This is a genomic window from uncultured Dysosmobacter sp., from assembly GCF_947631165.1.
Lineage (GTDB): Bacteria > Bacillota > Clostridia > Oscillospirales > Oscillospiraceae > Oscillibacter.
In genome coordinates, this window is record NZ_CANRKH010000023.1 from 11,828 (window position 1) to 35,037 (window position 23,210).

Here is a 23,210-nt window from a genome sequence, read left to right on the forward strand (position 1 = left end):
AAATATGGAAAACTTCGCTTTACTGTTTCAAGGCATGGGTATTGCTTTGCAGCCCTATAACATCCTGATGGCAATTTTCGGCGGCATCATGGGCATCCTGGTGGGCGCTATGCCCGGCATCGGCTCTCTGCTGGGCTGCGCGCTGCTGCTGCCGCTGACCTTTAAGATGAACGCCACCTCCGCGATCATTATGCTGGCGGCGATTTACTACGGAAATATGTATGGCGGCGCGTTCAGCGCCATCCTGCTGAATATCCCCGGCGACTCTCCCGCGATCATGACGGCTCTGGACGGCTATCCCCTGACGAAAAAGGGGCGGCCGGGCGCCGCGCTGTTCACCGCCAATATGGCCTCCTTTTTTGGCGGTACGATCGGCATTCTCATCCTGACCTTCCTGGGTACCGCTCTGGCCGATATCGGCCTGATGTTCGGCCCCAGCGAGATGGTGGCCGTCATGGTGCTCTCCCTCAGCAGTATCAGCTACTTGCTGGGCGATTCTCCCAGAAAGGGTATGATCGCCACCATGCTGGGCATCATGCTCGCCACCGTCGGGATCGACAACACCACCGGTCTTCCCCGCTATACCTTCGGCAATATCAGCCTGTTGTCCGGCATCCAACTGGTGCCCCTGGTCATCGGCGTTTTTGGCTTTTCTCAGGTCATGCAGCTCTTCAGCCAGAAGGAAACTGATACCTCTGAACTGAAGGGGAAGCGCCTGCGCCTGAAAGACGCCATCATCACCAAGAAAGAGGCCAAGGAATGCGCGCCGTCCATTGCCCGTTCCGGCGTTGTGGGAACCATCGTGGGCATTCTGCCCGGTTCCGGCGCCACTATTTCCGCCTTCCTCTGCTATATCATGAATAAAAAGCTCAGCAAGCGCGGCGAGGAATTCGGAACCGGTATCCCCGAGGGCGTAGCGGCCTCTGAAGCGTCCAACAACGCTGCCGCCGCCGGTGCGTTTGCTCCCCTGCTGGCTCTGGGAATTCCGGGCTCCGGTACTGCAGCGGTGCTCCTCAGCGGCCTGATGATGTGGGGCCTGACACCTGGTCCCCAGCTGTTCACAGAACAGAGTGATTTCTGCTGGGGCCTGATCTCCAGTATGTATGTGGGCAATGTCCTGTGCCTGCTGATCGCCATGCTGGCCATTCCCATGCTGGTGAAGCTGATCAGCGTTCCCTCAAAGCTCATCTCCCCCGTCGTGGTGGTGCTGTGCTTCATCGGCGCTTTCGCCGCCTCCAACGAGATGACCAACATCTATGTGATGCTGCTTGGCGGCGTGATCGGCTACTTCATGAACAAGTATGAATATCCCACTTCCCCCATGCTTTTGGCCTTTGTGCTGTCCCCCACCATCGAAAAAAATCTGTATCGGTCTTTCCAGGTCAATGGCGGCAGCGCCTCTCTGTTCTGGACAAAGCCCATTACCATTGTTCTCCTGCTTGTGACCATCGCGCTGATGGTCGCGCCCCAGATCGTCAAGCGGGTCAAGGGCCGTCAGAAGAAAGTCTGAACGATAAAGGAGAAAAACAATGATCGTTGATCAGAAATTGTGCATTGGCTGCGGCCGGTGCCGGGTCTACTGCCCCGTGAGGGCCATCCGCCTTGAAAACCGAAAAGCGGTGATCGACCAGGATCTGTGCACAGAGTGTGCCAACTGCCAGCGGGCGAATATCTGCCCAAAGCAGGCACTGGTCAAGCCCGCCTTGGAATGGCCCCGTCAGGTCCGTTCTCAGATGAGCGATGTGACTACCGTGTACCGGGGCGTCAACGGCCGGGGCACGGAGGAAATGAAAACCAACGATGTGACAGGCCGGTTTAAAAAAGGCTTTGCCGGTATCGCCGTGGAGCTGGGCAGACCCCAGGTCTCCACCACCATGCGGGATCTGGAGAAAATCGCTATGGTCGTTGCCGCTCATGGCGCTGAGTTTGAGGAGTGCAATCCCATTACCAGCTATATCGTGGATAAGGCGACCGGAAAGGTGAACCCTGAGATATTGGATGAGCGGGTCATCTCCGGCATCATCGAAGTCACCGTACCCATCGAGCGGCTGCGAGAAAATGTGGAAGCGATCATTGCTGCCGCCGATCAGCTGGACACCGTGTTCAGCCTGGATGTGGTCTGCGTCAACAATGAGGACGGTTCCAATGACGCCCGAACCATTTTGGATGAAGCCGGCATCTGGTACCGCCCCAACGCAAAAAACAACGTGGGTCTGGGCCACTTGGACTCAAGGAGGGAAAAAGATGTCTCATACACTGCATAGAGAAGGCTCTGTCGAAAGTCTGAAGGGCGATTATGTTGTTTTGTGCATGTCTTCCCAGGGGCTGAACAAAGAGGGGTCCGGCCCTAAGTTCCAGCGGTATTTTGAGCTGGCCCGCCAGTTTCATCCCGTCAACATCGGCGAAAACAAGAACACCGGTTCCCTGGCTGCTTTCGATTATGATACCATTATAGAGAAGACCAATGACGGCTGCGTGTGCCTGGCGGTATTTGACGATCCAAAAAACCTCATTGGTTTTCTTGGTGCTCTGAAAAAGGAGGACCTGGGTCTGAGCGTTGTGGTCTCCGGCCTGATGGATCAGGTCAAGGAGTGCTGCGACCAGGTGGGACTGAAGGTACATACCGTCAACCTGTCGCTTGGTACATTTGGAAAAACGGAGAAGATGGCCGGCGAGAAGGAACGGGAAATCACCACCATGTGCGGACACGGCATGATTACCGGAGATCTGGTGCTGTACCATGTGGAACGGATCCACAAGGGGCTGGAGACTGCCGAGCATGCCTCCCAAGAGATCTGTAAGCTGTGCATCTGCGGCGCTTTCAACCCGGTCAGAGGGGCGAAGCTCTTCCAGGCCATGGCCGACAACGCCTGAAAAAAAGGAAAAGCGGCGGATGACAGATTTGCCGCTTTGTTCCCTTTCCTGTTGATCTGGAAAATGCAATGTTTGATTGGAGATGGAGCTTATGACGATTGACCTGATTGGAAAACGAGCGCTTGTCACCGGCGGCAGCCGTGGGATCGGCCGGCGGCTGGCTCAGGCGCTTCACGACGCCGGTGCGGAAGTCACTATTTTTTATAACAGCACAGATGGCGAGATCGTTGCGCAGGAGCTGCGGAACGGCGTGGGAGCCGCGGTCCACGCGGTCCAGTGCAATGTGGAAAAGCGTGAGGACATCCAAAAGGCCGTCCAGAAAACGCTGGAACTGATGGATGGCCGGATCGACATTCTGATCAACGCGGCAGGGATCAACCGCCGTTACTATCTGGACGAATTTCCCATGGAGGAATGGGACAAGGTCATCAATATCAACCTGAATGCCGCGGTGTACTGCACGCAGCTGGTAGGCCGCGTAATGCTGGAGCACGGCTATGGGAAAATCATCAACCTGGCCTCTATGAACAGCTTTGTTGCAGCACAACGGGTAGGCGCTTATGTCGCCTCCAAGGGCGCCATCGCCCAGATCACGAAGGCTTTTGCCAACGAGTGGGGCAGCCGGGGCATTCGTGTCAACGCCATCGCTCCCGGATACATCCGAACCGACATGACACAGGCGCTTCAGCAGGATGAGAAGAGCTATCAGGATATTCTCAAAAAAATACCTTTGGAGCGTTGGGGAACGCCGGATGACCTGGTGGGCCCAGTTCTGCTGCTGGCCTCCGATGCCTCCGACTATGTCAACGGGATCGTCATGCCTATTGACGGCGGTTACTTGACCCGGTAAGGGCGGAAATCGATCTGAGGAAAAGGGCTGCGGTCACAGCCGCCTCAGTTGTTTTGGGCCACACATTTTGTAAAAGAAGAATACGAATCAAAAGGAGTGGGTTTCTATGAAAATTAATCAGGAACTCTGTGTAGGCTGCGGCATGTGCGTGCCGTATTGCCCGGTCGGCGCTATCCATTTAGAGGACCGTAAGGCCCATATCGACGCGGACGCCTGCGTAGAATGCAGCTGCTGCCGCCGCAGCGGCGTATGCCGCAAAAATGCGATCGTTCAGGATGAGCTGAGCTGGCCCAGAGGGGTCCGCTCGGTGATGAGCGACGTGTTCACGGTCTATGAAGGCACCGGCGTCAGCGGCCGGGGTACCGAGGAAATGAAGACCAACGACGTGACAGGCCGGTTCCGTCCCGGCTGGGTCGGCGTGGCCGTTGAGATGGGCCGCCCGATCGCTGCCTGCACCTTCCGTCAGGTGCAAGAGGTGTCTGTGGCGCTGGCCGCCAGCGGCATCGTGGAATTCGAGCCCTGCAATCCCATTACCGCCCTGATGAAGGACAACAAGACCGGATATTTCCAAGATGACATCTTGGACGAGCGGGTTTATTCTGCCATCCTGGAATTCCCCGTAAAGCTGGAGGATCTGCCCCGCGTCCTGGAGCTGTGCAAGCAGGCGGCGGAAAAGACAGACACCCTGTTCAGCCTGGATGTGTGCAGCGTAACGCAGGATGGACAGAATCAGAAGGTCTTGGAGATTTTGGATAAGGCCGGCATGAGCGCGCGTCCCAACGGCAAGGTCAATCTGGGGCTTGGCAAGCCTGCTTATCAGTTTTAAAGGGGGAAAATCGACATGTCACACACTTTACATCGCAGAGGCAGCGTGGAGAGCCTGAAAAAGGACATTGTTTTCCTGGCCCTGCCGGCTCATAGATACAACGATCAGGATATCCCTATGGAAGAGGTGGGTGCTAAGCTCCGCCGCTTTATGGAGATCGGCCTGGAACAGGGCTGCATCTGCATCGGAAACGCTTCTACCGGCAATCTCCACACCTTGGGCGGCGTGCAGCAGATCCTTGATTCTACCACCAGCGGCGCTACTGTCCACTGCGTCTTTGACGATCAGGAAAAGGCCATCGCCATGATGCAAGCTTTGAAGGAAGCGGACCTGGGAATGAGCGTGGTTGTCTCGGGACTCTTCGATATGCTTGGCGAGTGCTGCCAGAAGAGCGGACTGCACATGCACACCGTTGAATATTCCCTGGGTATTTGGGGAAATACCTCCGGCCTGCCGGCAGAGCCCATCATGGAGATCAACACCATGTGCGGACACGGTATGGTCTCTGTGGGCCGTATCCAGGATGTGGCCGACAAGATCAAAAAAGGAAGAATGACCTGCGAGGAGGGCGGCAAAGAGCTGGCCAAAACCTGCACCTGCGGTATTTTCAACTGGAAGCGCGCCGCGGAGATCCTGGCTGAAATAGCCAGCTGAGAAAAAGAAGCGGGAGCCCCTCCAAGGCAACGCCCGCAGGAGTGAGAAGGGGGATCAAAATGGCAGAGATCATGACATTGAACCGTGAACAGGTCATGGCGATCATTCCCCATCGGGACCCTATGCTGCTCATCGATACCGTCAGTGAGCTGGTGCCCGGACAGCGGGCGGTCGCCTCTTTCTGGGTCGACCCCGCGCGGGAGATCTTCAAGGGGCATTTCCCCAATGATCCTGTCCTTCCCGGTGTATACACTGTGGAAGCCACTGCCCAGGCAACGGATCTGGTCTTTATGACGAAGCCCGCCTACGCAGGGAAAATTCCTCTGTTTCTTGGGATCGACCAGGTGAAATTCCGAAAAAAGATACTCCCGGGAGATACTCTGGAGATACATGCGGAGATGCTCCGTGAACGGGAGGAAAAAGCCATTGCCACCTGCCGCTGCAAGGTCTATACGGCGGGAGAATTGGCCGCGGAGTCCGAGGTCACTATCGCCATGCGCTGAACTGTGAGAAAAAGCGGCGGATGTCCTCGCCGGGAAAGCCGCCGCCTTTTCAAAATATTTTTAATATCTTTTCCCGCCTTGCTGGCGGCCTGACGGAAAAACGAAGTGATTTTGCGCCATACGCAGATAGAAAAGGAGGATATTATGGCAAAGGAATTGCCGATTTTAGGCGTTATGCTGGGAAATTCCGCTGGTGTGGGTCCTGAACTGGTAGCAAAGCTGGCGGTTGCTGACTACTATGCCGATTATTGCCGTCCCATCATCATCGGGGATGTCCGGATGTTTGCCCATGGACTCAAGGTAGTGGGCGGAGAGGTCCCCTATTATACCATCGACGATGTGAGCCAGTGTGACTGGACGAAGGGCTATCCCGTCCTGGATCTGAAAAACCAGGACCCTGAACAGGTTTCTTACGGAAAGGTCACGGAATACTGCGGGGCCAGCGACCTGGCACAGTTGGATACCGCCATTGACCTGTGCAAGCAGGGAAAGATCGAGGGATTCATATTCGGTCCTCTCCACAAGGGCGCTATGAAGCTGGCCGGACTGAAGGATGAGAGCGAGCACACCTATTTGGCCCACGCCTTTGGTGTGACGACCCCTTTCTGCGAGGTCAATATGATGGATGACCTGATGACCGTTCGGGCCACCAGTCACATTCCCCTCAATGAGGTCTGCGCCAACCTGACAGAAGAGACCGTTCGGGACGCCATTACAATGGGCGAGATCACCGGTGAGAGCTTCGGCATCCGCCCCCGCATCGCCGTAGCGGCGGTGAATCCCCATGGCGGTGAAGTGGGCCTCTGCGGCCGGGAAGAGGTCGATCTGCTCCAGCCTGTGATCAAAAAGGTAGTGCAGGAGACCGGTTGGAATGTTTCCGGCCCCTACCCCGCGGACACTTTGTTTATCAGCGCCTTGGAGGGCAACTTTGACGTAGTGGTCACCATGTATCACGACCAGGGGCAAATTGCCCTGAAGCTGGTGGGCTTCAAGCGCTGCATTACCATCGCCGGCGGGCAGCCTTACCCCATCACCACCTGCGCCCACGGAACCGCCTTTGATAAGGTGGGCGGCTTCGCCGCGACGGACTCCTTTGAACGGGCTGTCAAAGCGGCCTCCAAAATGGCGGTGGCCAAACGTGCGAAAACGTAAAAGCCGTCCGGGTTTTATATCAAATAGAAAGGAAGCGGTCCTATGGCTTTGGAAAGCAGTAAAAATAGCGTTGTAGAACAGCTTTGCGATACCATCACACTGCCTAAAATGATACGCGTACGGCAGATCTTCGATCAGACCCATATGGAACCCGCCGAGATCCCCGCCGCCGTTGCGGCGCAGCTGGAGCGTGACGCCATCAAGCGAAATATCAAGCCAGGCATGTCCATCGCGATCACCTGCGGCAGCCGCGGGATCTCCAATATCGCTATAATCATCAAAGCGATCGTGGATTTTGTCAAGGCGCAGGGTGCGGAGCCTTTCATCTTTCCCGCCATGGGCAGCCACGGCGGGGCTACCGCCCAGGGACAGTTGGATATTTTAAAGAGCTACCACGTGACGGAGGAGACCATGGGCTGTCCCATCCGGGCCACCATGGAGACCGTATATCTGGGCGATACAGTGGAGGGCAGCCCTGTTTATCAGGACCGCTATGCCCATGAGGCGGATGGCGTCATCCTCTGCGGCCGGATCAAAGCGCACACCTCATTCCGGGGCGCCTATGAGAGCGGATTGATGAAAATGGCGGTCATCGGTATGGGCAAACAGCACGGTGCGGAGAGCGTCCATGAATCCGGCTTCCAGAATATGGGCAGAGTGATGCCCCAGTTTGCCCGGGTGATCTTTGACAACACCAATATCGTGGCAGGGGTTGGGATCCTGGAAAACGCCTATGAGCAGACCTGCAAGATCGCCGCGCTGGACGCCGGAGAGATCTGGGAGCAGGAGCCTCTGCTGCTGCGGGAGGCCAACGAAAGGATGGGCCGTCTCTGGATCGAGAAGGCGGATGTTCTGGTGGTAGACCGGCTGGGAAAAAACATCTCAGGAGATGGAATGGATCCCAACGTCACCGGCACCTTTGGCAGTCCGGGACGTACAAAAGGCCAGGAGCCGGGTCCCATCCAGGCACAGCGCACAGTGGTTCTGGACCTGACGGATGAGACCCATGGAAACATGAACGGCCTTGGCGCGGCGGATGTGACCACCAAACGGCTGGTGGATAAGATCGATGTGGACACCACATATCCCAACGCTGTGACCTCGACTCTGGTCAACCTGGTGAAGATCCCTATTTTTACCCACAGCGACGCCCACGCCATTCAGTTGGCCCTGCGCATCTGCAACATGATCGACAAGGAGCATCCCCGGATCGTCCGCATCGAAAACAGCCTGGCGCTAGAACACATCTGGGTGTCCGAGGCCCTGGCGGATGAGGTCCGGCAGAATCCTCATATGGAGTTGGAGGGCGAGCCGGAACCATGGTCCTTCGACGAAGAGGGGAATCTTTGGTAACAGCGATTCACGGAGGAGAGCATTATGAAAAATGCAATGATGATCGACAGCAAGGATAACGTCTGCGTTGCCATTGAGGAGATCCCCAAGGGCTCCATTGCCGTGTATATGCGAGAAGGCAAGGAAATATCTCTTCCGGTGCTGGAGGATATCACCATCTACCACAAGCTGGCGGCTCGGGACATTGCCAAAGGTGAGCCTGTTGTCAAGTACGGCGAACATATCGGTGTTGCTTCCTGTGATATCAAGGCCGGCGAACACGTCCACGTCCACAACGTGGAGGGCCGCCGGGAGGATCTGGAAGCGAAAGAGTAAGGGAGGAAAAAGGCCATGACTTTTTACGGATATCGCCGTCCAGACGGCCGTGTCGGCGTACGGAACCATGTGCTGATCCTGCCCGCCAGCGTCTGCGCCTCCGATACGACCCGGATCGTGGCCCAGCAGGTGGCGGGGACTGTGACCTTCAGCAACCAGCAGGGCTGCTCTCAGGTGGCCTCCGACCAGCAGCTGACCATGGACGTAATGGCTGGCTATGCCGCCAATCCCAACGTCTACGGCACCGTGGTGGTGTCCCTGGGCTGTGAGAACTGCCAGATGGACCTGGTGGTCAAAGCCATCCAGGAGCGTACCAACAAACCCCTGAAGCAGGTCATCATCCAGGAAGTGGGCGGTACACTGAAGGCTGTGGATATCGCCGTGCGCTATGCCAAGGAGCTGGCGGCGGAGGCCTCTATGCTTCAGAAGGAGGAATTCCCCATGTCGGAGCTGATCATCGGCACCGAGTGCGGCGGCTCCGACCCCACCAGCGGTCTGGCCGCCAATCCCGTCATCGGCGAGATGAGCGACCGCATTGTGGCCGACGGCGGCACCTCCATTCTGTCCGAGACCACGGAGTTCATCGGTGCGGAGCATATCCTGGCCCGCCGGGCCGCCACACCGGAGGTCCACGACCGCATCTTTGAGATCGTCCACCGCTATGAGGCCGCTCTGCGGCTGGTGGGCGAGGAGGTCCGCGAGGGCAATCCCTCTCCCGGCAACAAGGCCGGCGGCATCACCACGCTGGAGGAAAAATCCCTGGGCTGCATCCATAAGGGCGGCCACAGCCCCATCTGCGCCGTGTATGACTACGCCAAGCAGGTGGAGGCCGGGCAGGGTCTGGTCATTATGGACACCCCGGGCAACGATCCCTCCTCTGTTGCGGCTATGGCGGCGGGCGGCGCCCAGGTAGTGGTGTTTTCCAGCGGCCGTGGCTCCCCCACCGGCAATCCCATCGTGCCAGTCATCAAGATCACGGGCAACAAGCTGACTTTCGCCAAAATGGAGGATAACATCGATCTGGACGCGTCCCCCCTGATCTACGGCAGCAAGACCCTGGAGGAGCTGGGCGGCCAGCTGTATGAAATGGTCCGCAAGACTGCCTGCGGCAAGCTGACCAAGGCTGAGGCGCTGGGCTTCACCGAAATGGCCATCGCCCGTGTCTGCAACTACGTATGATCCCTTTTTCAGCAATTTAATGATGGAGCGTGAGATTTCAATATGAATAAGGTCAATATGCCCTCAATGGACGCTGTCAAGCGCTTCAGAGATGGGCTGAATACCGAAAAGGGCGTCTTTGGCCCCTTTATGATCGCCACCGACCCTGCGATGGTGGAAAGCGCCGGGTATGCCGGGTATGATTTTGTGCTGTTGGATATGGAACACGGCACCACGACCTTCCAGACCCTTCCAAATCTGATCCGGGCCGCCAATGTGGCGGGTGTGATGCCTGTGGTGCGTGTGCCCCGCGGCAGTGATATTTGGATCGATCAAGCTTTGGATGTGGGTGCCGGCGGTTTGATGATTCCCCAGATCGACACTGCCGAGCAGGCTCGGGCAGCGGTGTCCGCCGCCAAGTTCGCCCCTCTCGGGACCCGGGGCACCTGCCGGTTCGTCCGCTCCGCCTGCTTCGGCGGCGTTCCTGGATCCGAGTATTTCCAAAAGGCCCAGGACACCGTGGTGATCGTGCAGGCCGAGGGCAAGAAGGCCGTTGAGAATTTGGACGAGATCTTGGACGTGGAGGGCATCGACATTGTATTTGTCGGCCCCTATGACTTGTCCAGTTCTCTGGGCGTCATCGGCCAGATCGACCATCCCAAGGTCATGGAGTGCATCCAGGATATCTGCCAGCGAGCCAGTTCCAAGGGCGTAAAGGTCGGCTGCTTCGCAGATACGGTACAGTCCGCCAAGCACCTGCGGGCCATGGGCGTCCGCTTCCTGGGCTACTCCTGTGACACGGCCATCTTCCAAAATGCCGCAAGAGCTGACGTTGCGGCATATGCGGAAGAAGTTTAAAATTGGAGGAGAACTGCTATGAATAAAAAATACGTTGTGATGGACGGCAACACCGCCGCGGCCCATGCGGCCTATGCCTTTACCGAGGTTGCGGCCATCTACCCCATCACGCCCTCCTCTCCCATGGCGGAGAAGGTAGACGAGTGGTCCGCCAAGGGCCGCAAGAACCTGTTTGGCTCCACGGTGGATGTGATCCAGATGCAGTCTGAGGCTGGTGCGGCAGGCACCTGCCACGGTTCCCTGCAGGCCGGCGCTCTGACCACCACCTTCACATCCTCTCAAGGTCTGATGCTGATGATACCTGCCATGTACGCCATGGGCGGCCAGTTCCTGCCCAGCGTCATGCACATCGCCTCCCGCGTGGTCACTTCCAACCACCACTCCATCTTCGGCGACCACACGGACTTCATGACCTGCCGCACCACCGGCTACGCCATGCTGATGTCCTCCTCTCCCCAGGAGGCCATGGATCTGGCGGCCGTCGCCCATCTGTCCGCCATCAGTGCCCAGTACGCCTTCATGCACTGCTTCGACGGTTTCCGCACCTCCCATGAGATGCAGCGCATCGAGGCACTGGACTACGAGGACCTGCGGGGTCTGGTGGATCAGGAGGCCCTGAAGGATTTCCGCCGCCGCTCTTTGAATCCTGAGCACCCCACCAACCGGGGCAATAACGTCAATCCAGATATCTACTTCCAGTGCAAGGAAGGCGCCAATATCAAGGCCGCCTCTGTGCCGAATACCGTCCAGCACTATATGGACGAGATCAACAAGCTGACGGGCCGTGATTACAAGCTCTTCAACTACTACGGTGCGCCGGACGCTGAAGAAGTCATCGTGGTGATGTGCTCCGCCTCCGAGGCGGTGAAGGAGACTGTGGACTATCTGAACGCCCAGGGCCGCAAGGTGGGCCTGGTGCAGATCCACCTGTACCGCCCCTTCTCCGTGGAGCATTTTGCCGCCGCCATCCCCGCTACCTGCAAGAAGATCGCTGTGCTGGACCGCTCCAAGGAGACCGGCTCTGTGGGCGAGCCGGTGTATCTGGACGTGGTCACCGCCCTGAACCAGGCGGGCCGGAGCGATATCCAGGTGGTGGGCGGCCGGTACGGCCTGTCCAGCAAAGACACGACCCCCGGCCAGTTCATTGCCGTATATGACAATCTGAAGCAGGCTCAGCCCAAAAACAACTTCACCATTGGCATCATCGACGACGTGACCCACACCTCCCTGGATTACCAGGAGATCGAGCTGCCCCATCCCGGCCAGGTATCCTGCAAACTGTGGGGCCTGGGCGGCGACGGCACCGTGGGCGCCAACAAGAACGCCATCAGCACCATCGGCCTGACGGCGGACAAGTATGCCCAGGCATATTTCTCCTATGACACCATGAAGTCCGGCGGCCTGACCCAAAGCCATCTGCGCTTCGGCGACCAGCCCATCCGGTCCACCTATCTGGTGTCCTCCGCCGATTTCGTGGCCTGCCACGCTCCCACCTACGTCAATAAATACGACACTACCGAAGACCTGAAAGAGGGCGGCATCTACCTGCTGAACTGCCCCTGGCCTGTGGAGGAGCTGGAGACCCGCCTCCCCGCCAAGATGAAGCGGGATCTGGCGAACAAGCACGCCCAGTTCTACATCATCGACGCCGTGAAGCTGGCCAGTGAGATCGGCCTGGGCAAGCGTACCAACAGCATCCTGCAGGCCGCCTTCTTTGCTCTGACAAAGGTCATTCCCCTGGACGTGGCTGTGGAGGATATGAAGCGAAACAACTATAACAGCTACTTCAAGAAGGCCGGTCAGAAGATCGTGGACCTGAACAACCAGGCTGTAGACGTGGGCATGAACGCCGCCGTGAAGGTGGACATCCCCGCAAGCTGGGCAAACGCCGAGGACTCCCCCGCCGCCGAGATCCAGGCCACGCCCTTTGTCAAAGACATCGTCATTCCCATGGATCACCAGCAGGGCAACAAGCTGCCTGTCTCCGTGTTCCAGAAGTACGGCGTGCTGGACGGCACCTGGGAGAACGGCACATCCGCCTATTCCAAGCGGGGCGTGGCCACCATGGTGCCTAAGTGGAACGCTGAGAGCTGCATCCAGTGCAACCGCTGCGCCATGTCCTGCCCCCACGCGGCCATCCGTCCCGTGCTGCTGAGCGAGGAGGAGAAGGCCCAGGTACCTGCTTCCTTTGTGACCGTGCCTGCCAAGGGCCTTGGCAAGGACGCCCCCGCCTACTCCTTCCGGATGCAGATCTCCCCCTATGACTGCCTGGGCTGCGGCGTGTGCCTGACGGCCTGCCCCGCCAACCAGAGCGATAAGACCGCGGACGCTCTGGTGATGACGCCCTTCGAAGAGATGAAGCCGGAGCAGGAGAACTTCGATAAGGTGGCTATGGACGACAGATTCCTGAAGAAGGATGTCATCAACAGCAAGAGCGTGAAGAACATGCAGTTCGCCAAGCCCTACTTCCAGTTCTCCGCCGCCTGCGCGGGCTGCGCGGAGACCACCTACATCAAGCTGCTGAGCCAGATGGTGGGCGACCGGATGTATGCGGGCAACGCGGCGGGCTGCTCCTCCGCCATCAGCGGTGGCGCGCCCATCCTGCCCTACTGCAAGGACAGCCAGGGCCGGGGCCCCGCCTGGGAGCACTCCCTGTTCGAGGATAACGCGGAATTCGCCTACGGCTTCTTCCACGCCCAGGACGCCATCCGCAAGGAGCTGCTGATCCGTCTGGAGCGCATGAAGAACGCCGGCGTCGCCGTGGAAGCCATCAGCGATTACCAGAACAGCTGGAACGACAGCGAGAAGTCCCGGGCTGTGTCCGACGCTCTGATCGCGGCCCTGGAAGCTGCTGAGCAGACCGAGGATGTGACGTACATCCTGGAAAACAAAGAGTACTTGTCCAAGAAGTCCATCTGGGCCATCGGCGGCGACGGTTGGGCCTACGACATCGGATTCGGCGGCATCGACCATGTCTGCGCTCAGAACCGGGACGTGAACCTGCTGGTGCTGGATACAGAGGTCTACTCCAATACCGGCGGACAGTCCTCCAAGTCAACCCCCACCTCCGCTGTGGCGAAGTTCGCCGCCGGCGGCAAGCAGGTGGCCAAGAAGGACCTGGGTGCCATCCTGATGAGCTACGGCTACGTGTATGTGGCTCAGGTGGCCATGGGCGCCGACCAGGCTCAGACCCTGCGGGCCTTACGGGAGGCGGAGGAATATCCCGGCCCGGCCATCGTCATTGCCTACTGCCCTTGCCTGGAGCAGCACATCAAGGCCGGCATGGGGTGCAGTCAGGATGAGATGAAGAAAGCGGTGGAGTGCGGCTACTGGCACCTGTACCGCTACGATCCCCGCCGCACCGCCGAGGGCAAGAATCCCTTCCAGCTGGATTCTCCCGCACCCAAGACGGAAAAGCTCATGGACTTCCTCATGGGCGAGAACCGCTTCGCCTCTTTGAAGAACAGCTTCCCCGAAAAGGCCGAGGCCCTGTACGCCAAAGAGATCAGTGATGTCAAGGCCCGTTATGCCAAGTATCAAAAAATGGCCGAAGACGCCTAAGCCTCTTTAAAATTGAGCTTGCCACATTCTCTCCTATAAAGAGCCGGGAGGCGCATGGATATGCTCCATGCGCCCCCGGCTTTTTTCCCAACCTCTCCTTTTATCGTTTACAGAAGGCGGGAATGGGGTTATCAGCCGAAATTTCGATCAGTCAGCTGAAAACCGCTGGCCGCAGGGCCTTCTCTTCGGTTTTCCAACTGTTTCCCCGCAAAAAAAGAGCGGGAACAGGTCTCCCCGTTCCCACTCATGCGTTTCAAATGTACGTATCTGCCGATCAGAAGTAACGCTTCAGCAGACCAGCGAACGCCTTGCCGTGCCGGGCCTCGTCGCGGGCCATCTCGTGGACGGTGTCATGGATCGCGTCCAGGTTGTACTTCTTGGCCAGCTTGGCCAGCTCGAACTTGCCGGCGGTGGCGCCGTTCTCGGCCTCGACCCGCATCTCCAGGTTCTTCTTGGTGCTGTCGGTCAGAACGTCGCCCAGCAGCTCAGCAAACTTGGCAGCGTGCTCAGCCTCTTCCAGAGCGGCCCGGCGCCAATACTCACCGATCTCGGGATAGCCCTCGCGATGGGCCACACGAGCCATGGCCAGATACATGCCGACCTCGGTGCACTCGCCCATGAAGTTGGCGTTCAGACCGTCGATGATCTCCTTCTGGACCTCCTCGGGAACGTCGGCGCCAAAAGACTTGCCCACGCCCAGAACATGCTCGGCAGCCCAGCTCATCTCGCCCTTCTGCTCGGTGAACTTAGAGGCGGGAACACCGCACTGGGGGCACTTCTCGGGGGGATTCTCACCCTCAAATACATAACCACAAACCTGGCAAACCCACTTTTTCATGTTATTGAACCTCCTATAAATGTAAAATCAGACGATCTCATTTTCCTCGTCCCTTTGGACGTATTAAGTATATCAAGATATGCCCGCTTCTGCTAGTTGCTTTTGCAACTTTTCATGAATTTTGTCACGATTTTATAAATTGTTCATGATTTGCAAGCAAATTGACGGTCCGCCGCCGCAAAAAGCGGCCCGGGAGGCTCCCGGGCTGCTTTTAAACTGGTGTCACTCCTGCCCACCCGATACTTTGCATCGTGCGGGGCCCCTCGCATTTCACTGAAATCATCCGAAATGGATTCGGCCGATTTCAGGGTTTTGCCTGCGCAAAACACTTTGCACGCCGCACTTCCGGCGAATATTCCTTAAGCCTCGGCCAGCGCCTTGGCTTCGGCGATCGCCTTCTCCTGGGCGGCAGGCGGGCAGTCCTCGTAGCGGACGAAGTGGAAGGTAAAGCTGCCCCGGCTCTGGGTCATGGACCGCAGGTCGATGGCGTAGCTGCCCATCTCGGCCATGGGGACCTCGGCGGAGATGACCTGGCTGCCGTCGCCGGTGGGGTCCATACCCATCACGCGGCCCCGGCGCTTGTTCAGATCGCCGATGACGTCGCCCATATAGTTGTCAGGCACGGTGACCTTCAGCTCACCCACAGGCTCCAGCAGAACGGGATTGGCCTCGGGCAGAGCGGCCTTATAGGCCAGCTGCGCGGCGGTCTTGAAGGCGATTTCAGAGGAGTCAACGGGGTGATAGGAGCCGTCGTACAGCACGGCCTTCAGATTCACCACCGGATAGCCCGCCAAAGGACCGTGGACGCAGGCCTCCCGCAGGCCCTTTTCCACCGCGGGGAAGAAGTTCTTGGGCACGGAACCGCCGAACACTTCCTCAGCAAAGACCATTTCCTCCTGGTCCATCTGCGGCTCGAAGCGGATCCACACATCGCCGAACTGGCCGCTGCCGCCGGTCTGCTTCTTGTGGCGGCCCTGCTTCTGGACGGTCTTACGGATCTTCTCCCGGTAGGCCACGCGGGTGGGCTTCAGCTCGGCCTCCACATTAAAGCGGCTCTTCAGCTTGCTGACCAGCACGTCGATCTGCATGTCGCCGGCGCCGGAGAGCACCATCTGATGGGTCTCGGCGTTGTTGACCACGGAGAAGGAGGGGTCCTCCTCGTTGAGGCGGTTCAGGCCCTGGGCGATCTTGTCCTCCTGGCCCCGGGTCTTAGGCACAATGGCCACGGAATAGCACGGCTCGGCGAAGGGGATCTGCTTCAGAGCGACCACTTTGCGCTGATCGCACAGGGTATCGCCGGTCTTGACCTTGTCCATCTTGGCCACCACGCCGATATCGCCGCAGCCCAGTTCCTTGACCTCAGTGGTCTTTTTGCCCCGCATGGTATACAGGCGGCCCAGCTTCTCAGAGGAGCCGGTGCGGGCGTTGACCATGGGCATATCGGGAGTGATGCTGCCGGAGAGGACCTTCACGAAGGAGTACTTACCGTACTGATCGGAGACGGTCTTGAACACGAAGGCAGTGGGGACGCCGCCGGGGGAGACCACGAACTCCTCGGTCTCGCCGTCGGCCCGGGTCGCCTTGTGATAGTTGCCCTCCATGGGATTGGGCAGCAGATCCACAATATAGTCCATCAGCATCAGACTGCCCATGCAGTTGACGGCGGAACCGCACAGCACGGGGAACAGACTCAGTTCCCGCACACCCTGGCGCAGGCCCTGGATCATCTCGGCATAGGTGAAGTCCTCGCCGCCGAAGAACTTCTCCATGAACTCCTCGCTGGTCTCGGCCACGGATTCCTTCAGGGCATCGTTGAACTCGGTGATTACGGCCTCCTTGTCGGCGGGGAGGTCGATCTCGACCCGCTTCAGGTTCTGCATCTCATAGGCGCGCTTATTCAGCACGTCGATGATGCCAGTGACCTTCTTATCCCCATTCCAGATGGGGACCACCAGAGGCGCGATCTTGTTGCCATATTTGGCACGCAGGGCCTCAAAGGTCTCATTATAGTCGGAGTTTTCCTCGTCGGTCTTGGATATATAGATGAAGCGGGGCATATTCCGCTCCTCACAGTATTTCCAGGCTTTCTCCAAGCCCACGGAAACGCCGTCCTTGGCGGAGCAGACGATGATGGCGGCGTCGGCTGCACGCAGGGCCTCCATGACCTCGCCGGAGAAATCGAAAGCGCCCGGGGTGTCCAGCACGTTGATGCGGCAGCCCGTGAATTCCAAAGGCGCCACAGCGGTGGACAGAGAGATCTGCCTCTTGGCCTCTTCGGGATCGTAGTCGCAGACGGTGTTGCCGTCCGCCGCGCGGCCCATCCGGTCGATGGCGCCGGTCATGTAAAGCAGGCTCTCCGCCAGGGCGGTCTTGCCGCTGCCGCTGTGACCCAGCAGGCAGACGTTGCGGATGTTCTGTACTGAATAGCTCATGATTCATTCCACTCCTTATGTTGTGCTGTCAACGCGGCCGCCGCGAAAGCGAACGCGAATCGGACTCTTCGACATCAGTCAAAATCCCTAATGTAGAAATTATACAACGTTTGCCCCGGCAATACAACAAAAATTTTGGCAGGTTCCACATTTTGGGCAGTTGAGAGAAAAAACACCACTAAATTTTGTGACAGACGCAAAAAAAGCGGGAAATATGCCGCTGATCTGTGCTCAGAAACCTGATCCAGATCTCAATTTCAGATCAGCAGGAACGCGCCCGCAAGCAGCATCAAAAGCCGCAGCAGCATTCGAACAGCAGCGGTGTCCCAGGCCCGCCGGCCACCGGGCAGCAGGCTCAATAGCGCCCCGTCCAGTCCGCCATCAGCAGCACCGGCAGGGTCCACAGCAGCAAAAACACCTCCAGCGCCAGGGGCGACAGCAGGTCGTAGGCCCCCTGGAATACCAGGTAAAAGGACAGCAGGGCCCCCGCCATACTGCCCAGGATGGACAGGATGGTCCCCCGGCGGACCGCCTTGCACAGGCGGCGGCTGCCGGCCACCGTCTCGGCGTAGGGCAGCAGGCCCTCCCGAAACAGCAGCGCCCGGGGCAGGTCCCGGTCGTGCTCCGCCTCGCTGAGGGCGACCCGGGCGGTCAGGTCCGGGAACTCCACCTTCCCCTGCTTGCTGAATTTCCGCTTCAGCAGGGCCGGAGTGATGTTGGGGTCCCGGGAGGCCAAGATGGGGGTGATGTGGCTGCGCCGCATCATCCGCAGGGCAAAGTCCACGTTTTCCGACGGCTGGTACTTCACCGCGAACACTGCGGTCAGCTGCCGGTCCACCGCCAGGAAAATGCCGGTTTTCAGGTTGATATCCCCCGGCAGCCGCACGCCCATTTTCCGCATGAAAGGGGCAGTCCCCAGCAGCACGGACTCCCCGTGGATGGCGGCAGAATAACCGCCCTCCTCGTAAAAGCTGAATTCGTCGGCGGTCTCATAGCGTCCCAGCTCCGCCCGCAGCAAGCCGTCGAACAGCCGCTCCAGACCGCAGCCGGCGGCCCGGGCCATGGTAGCAGCGTAGGACACCGCACGGCTCAGCTCCTCGCCAAACACCTTCACACCGTTGAGCTGGATGGTCCCCGGCGGGAACAGGTCTCCGTCGGTGACGATCATGGCCCGCCGGCGGCTGATCTTCTCCGCCCCTGACCAGCCCGCCACGGCGCAGCCGGTCTGCTGCAGGTGCCGGGCCAGCCGGGACCAGGGAAGGCTCCAGCAAAGGGGCAGGGACAGGTTTGCCCCCGCCGCCAGGATGGCGGACCAGTTCAGCAAAAAGTCGCTCCCCCGGCCCTGGCCCAGGGAGCTCAGCCCCGCGAACACCAGGGAACCCACCAGCACCAGCGGCAGCAGCGCCGTCTGCAGCGGAACGGACAGATCATCTCCCATGGCGGCGGTGTAAAAGCCGGGGACGGCGCCCCGCTGCTTGCAGGCGCCCTTTTCCGTGTCCGTCACCAGATAGGGCGGATCGTCATCCATGGCGGCGGCGCGGAACATATCGTACATGCCGCGGCTCTCCCGGCTGACGCCCCACTGGGCCGCCGCCAGGGCCAGACAGGCCACGGCTCCGTAAGGCTCCGCGGGGGTCCTGTCCTCCAGCAGCAGCCGGGCCGCGCAGTCGGCGGCGGCCGCCAGGGCGGACAGCGCGGCCAGCAGCTCACCGGTACACCGCCGCCGGTGGACCATGGCAGCCGCTTTGGCGAACACGCTCCGGCACAGCAGAGCCACCGCCGCCAGGCAGGCCAGCAAAAAGATGCTCTGGACCCCCGGCTCTCCGCTCCAGTAGGGCACCGTCACGTCATATCTCTCCGCTGCCAGCAGGACGGTGGGGATCAGGGCGATCAGCAGGGCTGGGACCACTGCGCCCCGCTGACGCCGGTAGGCGTCCCTCCAGTCGTCCGCCGCGTCCCGCAGGTCCCGCTCCGGTCCAATAGGCTCGATCTCCGGCTCAGGCTCCGGGGCCGGGGCGGCGAACAGCTCCTCCGTCTCCTCCAGTTTCCGCCGGGAAAACAGGCTTCGCCTGGGCCGCAGCAGAGGCTCCTGCTCCTCCATCACCGCGTCCACGGTGCTGCCCACCACCTCTTCCAGCGAGATGGGCCGGGGCGCCCGGGGCAGCTCCTTCTCCAGCTTTTCCAGATCCACTGCCTGGGCTAGCAGCTTATCCCGGGCCTCCTGCCTCAGGCGCTCCGCCTCCAGGGCGGGGTCCGGCGGTTCCTCTGCCGGCGGCGCAGGCTTTTCCTGGGGTTCGGGAGCCGGACTCTCCGGCTGAGAGGCAGGCTCCGCCTCCTCCGCCAGCTCCCGCTCCACGTCGCGCAGCATGTGCTGCTCCAGGCTGCCGCCGTACTCCGCCAGGATCTCCTCCAGGGAGAAGTCCCCCTCGGCAGGCACGCCGGTCTCGTCATACAGTTTTTCTTCGTCCTTTGGCGCCATATCGTTCCTCTTTGAAAAATTTTCCGCAGACGGCGGTTCAGCCCCGCTGCCGCACCGCCTCATACAGCATGATGGCCGCGGCGGCGCTGGCGTTCAGGGAATTCAGCTTGCCCCGCATGGGGATGCTGACCAGAAAGTCGCAGTTCTCGGCCGCCAAGCGGGTCATGCCCTCCCCCTCGCTGCCGATGACGATAGCCGCCGGCCCCTTCAGGTCGGCGTCATACAGGGTCGTAGCGCCGTCGGCGGCGGTGCCGAACACCCACACCCCCTGTTTTTTCAGATCCTTCAGCAGCGCCGGGATATTGGGGACTCGGGCCACCGGCACATGGGCCACTGCCCCAGCGGAGGTCTTGGCCACCACGGCAGTCAGGCCCGCACTGCGGCGCTTGGGGATCACCACGCCATGGGCGCCGGCGCACTCGGCGGTGCGGATGATGGCCCCCAGGTTGTGGGGGTCGGAGATCTCGTCGCACACCACCAGCAAGGGGGCCTCCCCCCTGTCCGCCGCCGCCTGGAGGATGCTCTCCACGCTGACGTATTCCCGCACCGCCGCCAGAGCAATGACGCCCTGGTGGGCGTGAGTGCGGCTCATGGCGTCCAGCTTCCGGCGGTCCGCCTCCACCACCACAACGCCGGCGGCTCTCGCCTTGCAGGCGATATGCCCCAGGGTCTTGTCGGTCTCGCCCTTCTGCAGGTAGATCTTGTCGATGCTCTCCCCCGCCCGCAGGGCCTCGATCACGGCATTGCGGCCCTCGATCACGCCGTCGGCCTCAGCGGTCAGGCTGTTTTTCCTCTGCTCATCCATAGTTTCTCCCTCAAAATATGATTTGTTGCACTTGTGAAATAGTATAGCATACAAGCGGGAGACAATAAAGTGTGAATTTACAGAAACTTCATGAAAAAATCCCCCCTTGTCCTTGTGGCCCCAGCGCTTTTGTGGTATACTGCGATTTGATTTCAGCCGGTTTTTTCTCCGCGGGCCGCGCCTTTTGGCTGGCCGCGGGACTGGAAAGGAGTTTCCATATATGGATCAAAACAATAAAAACAAAAAGCCCAACCGAGGCAAAAACGGCGGCAGCTGGCGGGGCGTGGTCCAGCTGGTTTGTTGGGCGTTGCTGCTGACGGCCATATTCAGCTACGCCAGCAGCTACATGAGCAGCGCCGCCCGCTCCAGTTCCTCCATCGAGCTGGAATACAGCGATTTCGAGGCCATGGCCCAGAGCGGCCAGATCGCGGAGGTGGCCTTCGACAACAGCGAGGCGATCCTGCACATCACGCCCAAGGACGGGTATTCCCACACCGCCGAGAACGGCGTCACCTATCTCAAGCGCACCGACGAAAAGGGAAACGCTGTCTACTCCGTCATCGCTGGGAACGGCGTCAGCCAGCTGCCGGACGTGACGCTGGACCTGTTCACCGTCAAGATCGAATCCAATGACGCCACCCGGGCCTACCTCCGGGAGGCGGACCCCTCCATACGGGTCAAGCAGGATTATGAGCCGCCCATGAGCACCCTGATGCTCATCTTGATCCAGCTGCTGCCCTTCGTCATCATCATTCTGGTGTTCTCCCTGTTCATGAGCTACATGGCGAAAAAAGGCGGCATGGGCGGTATCGGCGGCATCGGCGGCGTGGGCAAGGCCAACGCCAAGGTGTATATGGAAAAGCAGACCGGTGTCACCTTTGCCGACGTGGCAGGCCAGGATGAGGCCAAGGAATCCCTGACGGAGATCATCGACTTCCTCCACAATCCCGGCAAATATACGGAGATCGGCGCCAAGCTGCCCAAGGGCGCGCTGCTGGTAGGCCCTCCGGGCACCGGCAAGACGCTGCTGGCCAAGGCCGTGGCCGGCGAGGCCAACGTCCCCTTCTTCTCCATCAGCGGCTCCGACTTCGTGGAGATGTTCGTGGGCGTGGGTGCCAGCCGTGTCCGGGATCTCTTTAAGGAGGCCAGCAAAGTGGCCCCCTGCATCGTGTTCATCGACGAGATCGACACCATCGGCAAATCCCGTGACAACCGCATGGGCGGCAACGACGAGCGGGAGCAGACCCTGAACCAGCTGCTGGCGGAGATGGACGGCTTCGACCCCACCAAGGGCGTCATCCTGCTGGCTGCCACCAACCGGCCTGAGGTGCTGGACCAGGCGCTGCTGCGGCCCGGCCGGTTCGACCGCCGCATCACCATCGACCGGCCCAATCTGGCGGGCCGCATCGCGACTCTCCAGGTCCACACCCGCAACATCAAGCTGGCGGAGGACGTGGACCTGAAAAAGGTGGCCTTGGCCACCGCTGGCTGCGTAGGCGCGGACCTGGCCAACCTGGTGAACGAGGCCGCTCTGCGGGCTGTCCGCAAGGGCCGCCGTCTGGTGACCCAGGAGGACCTGCTGGCCGCCTTCGAGCTGGTCATCGCCGGTACGGAGAAAAAGGGCAGCGTTCTGACAGAATTCGAGAAAAAGCTGGTGGCCTATCACGAGGTGGGCCATGCCATGGTGGCCTATAAGCAGAAAAACACCGAGCCGGTGCAGAAGATCACCATCGTTCCCCACACCCAGGGATCTCTGGGCTACACTCTGCTGATGCCCGAGGAGGACAAAACGGAGCTGCGGACAAAGGACGAGCTGATGGCCAAGATCGCCGTCTCCATGGGCGGCCGTGCCGCCGAAGAAGTGGTAATGCACACCATGACCAACGGTGCGTCCCAGGATATTCAGGACGCCACCAACGTGGCCCGCAACATGGTGGCCATGTTCGGCATGAGCGATGAGTTCGGCATGATGGCCCTGGCCTCCCGCCGGAATCAGTATCTGGACGGCGGCTACGGCATGGACTGTGCTCAGGACACCGCCGCCCGGATGGACAAGGCGGTGAAGGAGATCCTGGACAACTGCTACCAGCAGGCTGTAGAGACGATCAAAGAGAACCGGGACGACATGGACAAGGTGGTTGCCTATCTTCTGGAGAAGGAGACCATTACCGGCGCGGAGATGGTAGCCATCATCGAGGGCCGGGACCCGGAGCTGGTAGAGAATCCTTACGCCTCCACCAAAAAGCTTGAGGGCGGTTTCCGCCCCTCCAGTCCCGAGGTCATTGAGCCGGCGGCCAAAAAGGTCCACATGATCTCCCAGAAAATCGAGGCCCCGGAGGCTCCTGCGGACGCCTCCAGCGAAGAGAGACCGGCCCAGCCGCCGGAGACTCCGGAGGAAAACGCTTCAGCGGACGGCGAGGCCCAAAACTGATACAGGGGCAAGCCATGCGGGTGCTGGGGATATGCTTTCCCAACGCCCGCATGTAATGAACGCCAACAAAAGAACGACAGGCTGTGCCTGTCGTTCTTTTGTTGCAATAAGGAGTCAAAAT

At 59.7% G+C, this 23,210-nt stretch carries 18 protein-coding genes; 14 read left to right on the forward strand and 4 right to left on the reverse strand.

What is annotated here, in order from left to right; genetic code table 11:
• Positions 1-4 precede the first annotated feature (4 nt).
• The 13 genes from Q0Z69_RS11385 (at position 5) to nifJ (ending at position 14,104) form a co-directional block, all read left to right on the forward strand.
• Complete coding sequence (locus Q0Z69_RS11385) at positions 5-1,510, forward strand: tripartite tricarboxylate transporter permease (RefSeq protein WP_298033509.1); 1,506 nt, start codon at positions 5-7, stop codon at positions 1,508-1,510.
• Positions 1,511-1,529: 19 nt separating this feature from the next.
• Positions 1,530-2,264, forward strand: a complete 735-nt coding sequence (locus Q0Z69_RS11390) for a 4Fe-4S binding protein (protein WP_298033513.1) — start codon at positions 1,530-1,532, stop codon at positions 2,262-2,264.
• Complete coding sequence (locus tag Q0Z69_RS11395; protein ID WP_298033515.1) at positions 2,245-2,874, forward strand: hypothetical protein; 630 nt, start codon at positions 2,245-2,247, stop codon at positions 2,872-2,874. Before Q0Z69_RS11390 ends, Q0Z69_RS11395 begins: the two co-directional genes overlap by 20 nt.
• 91 nt (positions 2,875-2,965) lie before the next feature.
• Positions 2,966-3,724, forward strand: coding sequence for a glucose 1-dehydrogenase (locus Q0Z69_RS11400; protein WP_298033518.1), 759 nt, complete (start codon positions 2,966-2,968; stop codon positions 3,722-3,724).
• Between the two features lie 106 nt (positions 3,725-3,830).
• Positions 3,831-4,550, forward strand: a complete 720-nt coding sequence (locus Q0Z69_RS11405) for a DUF362 domain-containing protein (RefSeq protein ID WP_298033521.1) — start codon at positions 3,831-3,833, stop codon at positions 4,548-4,550.
• 15 nt (positions 4,551-4,565) lie between these two features.
• Positions 4,566-5,204: a hypothetical protein gene (locus Q0Z69_RS11410; protein ID WP_298033524.1), complete on the forward strand. Its 639-nt coding sequence runs from the start codon at positions 4,566-4,568 to the stop codon at positions 5,202-5,204.
• 59 nt (positions 5,205-5,263) lie between these two features.
• The gene (gene fabZ / locus Q0Z69_RS11415; RefSeq protein WP_298033527.1) at positions 5,264-5,707 is read left to right on the forward strand and encodes a 3-hydroxyacyl-ACP dehydratase FabZ; all 444 of its coding nucleotides are present in this window, start codon (positions 5,264-5,266) and stop codon (positions 5,705-5,707) included.
• A 144-nt stretch (positions 5,708-5,851) separates the two neighbouring features.
• On the forward strand, positions 5,852-6,859 hold the full coding sequence (locus Q0Z69_RS11420) for a PdxA family protein (RefSeq protein WP_298033530.1): 1,008 nt from the start codon (positions 5,852-5,854) through the stop codon (positions 6,857-6,859).
• Positions 6,860-6,901: 42 nt separating this feature from the next.
• Positions 6,902-8,212, forward strand: a complete 1,311-nt coding sequence (locus tag Q0Z69_RS11425) for a lactate racemase domain-containing protein (protein WP_298033533.1) — start codon at positions 6,902-6,904, stop codon at positions 8,210-8,212.
• A 24-nt stretch (positions 8,213-8,236) separates the two neighbouring features.
• Positions 8,237-8,527 carry a UxaA family hydrolase gene (locus tag Q0Z69_RS11430; RefSeq protein ID WP_298033536.1) on the forward strand — a complete coding sequence of 97 codons (291 nt, stop codon included), beginning with the start codon at positions 8,237-8,239 and terminating at the stop codon, positions 8,525-8,527.
• Between the two features lie 15 nt (positions 8,528-8,542).
• Positions 8,543-9,706, forward strand: coding sequence for a UxaA family hydrolase (locus tag Q0Z69_RS11435; RefSeq protein ID WP_298033538.1), 1,164 nt, complete (start codon positions 8,543-8,545; stop codon positions 9,704-9,706).
• A gap of 42 nt (positions 9,707-9,748) precedes the next feature.
• On the forward strand, positions 9,749-10,543 hold the full coding sequence (locus Q0Z69_RS11440) for an HpcH/HpaI aldolase/citrate lyase family protein (RefSeq protein WP_298033540.1): 795 nt from the start codon (positions 9,749-9,751) through the stop codon (positions 10,541-10,543).
• An 18-nt stretch (positions 10,544-10,561) separates the two neighbouring features.
• The gene (gene nifJ, locus Q0Z69_RS11445) at positions 10,562-14,104 is read left to right on the forward strand and encodes a pyruvate:ferredoxin (flavodoxin) oxidoreductase (protein WP_298033543.1); all 3,543 of its coding nucleotides are present in this window, start codon (positions 10,562-10,564) and stop codon (positions 14,102-14,104) included.
• A gap of 274 nt (positions 14,105-14,378) precedes the next feature.
• On the opposite strand, the gene Q0Z69_RS11450 is transcribed toward nifJ, so the two are convergent.
• The 4 genes from Q0Z69_RS11450 to rlmB all read right to left on the reverse strand — a co-directional run bounded on the left by Q0Z69_RS11450 (position 14,379) and on the right by rlmB (position 20,658).
• The gene (locus tag Q0Z69_RS11450) at positions 14,379-14,942 is read right to left on the reverse strand and encodes an NADH peroxidase (protein WP_298033545.1); all 564 of its coding nucleotides are present in this window, start codon (positions 14,940-14,942) and stop codon (positions 14,379-14,381) included.
• Positions 14,943-15,301: 359 nt separating this feature from the next.
• Positions 15,302-17,374 carry an elongation factor G gene (locus tag Q0Z69_RS11455; protein WP_298033547.1) on the reverse strand — a complete coding sequence of 691 codons (2,073 nt, stop codon included), beginning with the start codon at positions 17,372-17,374 and terminating at the stop codon, positions 15,302-15,304.
• A 355-nt stretch (positions 17,375-17,729) separates the two neighbouring features.
• Positions 17,730-19,853 carry a hypothetical protein gene (locus tag Q0Z69_RS11460; RefSeq protein ID WP_298033549.1) on the reverse strand — a complete coding sequence of 708 codons (2,124 nt, stop codon included), beginning with the start codon at positions 19,851-19,853 and terminating at the stop codon, positions 17,730-17,732.
• 37 nt (positions 19,854-19,890) lie between these two features.
• The gene (rlmB, locus tag Q0Z69_RS11465) at positions 19,891-20,658 is read right to left on the reverse strand and encodes a 23S rRNA (guanosine(2251)-2'-O)-methyltransferase RlmB (RefSeq protein WP_298033551.1); all 768 of its coding nucleotides are present in this window, start codon (positions 20,656-20,658) and stop codon (positions 19,891-19,893) included.
• Between the two features lie 220 nt (positions 20,659-20,878).
• Here rlmB and ftsH point away from each other — a divergent pair, with 220 nt between their 5' ends.
• On the forward strand, positions 20,879-23,089 hold the full coding sequence (gene ftsH, locus Q0Z69_RS11470) for an ATP-dependent zinc metalloprotease FtsH (RefSeq protein WP_298033552.1): 2,211 nt from the start codon (positions 20,879-20,881) through the stop codon (positions 23,087-23,089).
• Positions 23,090-23,210: the final 121 nt, after the last annotated feature.

Coding starts and splice junctions, on each gene's coding strand:
- Q0Z69_RS11405 (WP_298033521.1), top strand. CDS start 3,831: ATGAAAATTAATCAGGAACTCTGTGTAGGCTGCGGCATGTGCGTGCCG.
- Q0Z69_RS11390 (WP_298033513.1), top strand. CDS start 1,530: ATGATCGTTGATCAGAAATTGTGCATTGGCTGCGGCCGGTGCCGGGTC.
- Q0Z69_RS11400 (WP_298033518.1), top strand. CDS start 2,966: ATGACGATTGACCTGATTGGAAAACGAGCGCTTGTCACCGGCGGCAGC.
- fabZ (WP_298033527.1), top strand. CDS start 5,264: ATGGCAGAGATCATGACATTGAACCGTGAACAGGTCATGGCGATCATT.
- ftsH (WP_298033552.1), top strand. CDS start 20,879: ATGGATCAAAACAATAAAAACAAAAAGCCCAACCGAGGCAAAAACGGC.
- rlmB (WP_298033551.1), bottom strand. CDS start 20,658: ATGGATGAGCAGAGGAAAAACAGCCTGACCGCTGAGGCCGACGGCGTG.
- Q0Z69_RS11385 (WP_298033509.1), top strand. CDS start 5: ATGGAAAACTTCGCTTTACTGTTTCAAGGCATGGGTATTGCTTTGCAG.
- Q0Z69_RS11420 (WP_298033530.1), top strand. CDS start 5,852: ATGGCAAAGGAATTGCCGATTTTAGGCGTTATGCTGGGAAATTCCGCT.
- Q0Z69_RS11410 (WP_298033524.1), top strand. CDS start 4,566: ATGTCACACACTTTACATCGCAGAGGCAGCGTGGAGAGCCTGAAAAAG.
- nifJ (WP_298033543.1), top strand. CDS start 10,562: ATGAATAAAAAATACGTTGTGATGGACGGCAACACCGCCGCGGCCCAT.
- Q0Z69_RS11395 (WP_298033515.1), top strand. CDS start 2,245: ATGTCTCATACACTGCATAGAGAAGGCTCTGTCGAAAGTCTGAAGGGC.
- Q0Z69_RS11440 (WP_298033540.1), top strand. CDS start 9,749: ATGAATAAGGTCAATATGCCCTCAATGGACGCTGTCAAGCGCTTCAGA.
- Q0Z69_RS11460 (WP_298033549.1), bottom strand. CDS start 19,853: ATGGCGCCAAAGGACGAAGAAAAACTGTATGACGAGACCGGCGTGCCT.
- Q0Z69_RS11450 (WP_298033545.1), bottom strand. CDS start 14,942: ATGAAAAAGTGGGTTTGCCAGGTTTGTGGTTATGTATTTGAGGGTGAG.
- Q0Z69_RS11430 (WP_298033536.1), top strand. CDS start 8,237: ATGAAAAATGCAATGATGATCGACAGCAAGGATAACGTCTGCGTTGCC.
- Q0Z69_RS11455 (WP_298033547.1), bottom strand. CDS start 17,374: ATGAGCTATTCAGTACAGAACATCCGCAACGTCTGCCTGCTGGGTCAC.
- Q0Z69_RS11425 (WP_298033533.1), top strand. CDS start 6,902: ATGGCTTTGGAAAGCAGTAAAAATAGCGTTGTAGAACAGCTTTGCGAT.
- Q0Z69_RS11435 (WP_298033538.1), top strand. CDS start 8,543: ATGACTTTTTACGGATATCGCCGTCCAGACGGCCGTGTCGGCGTACGG.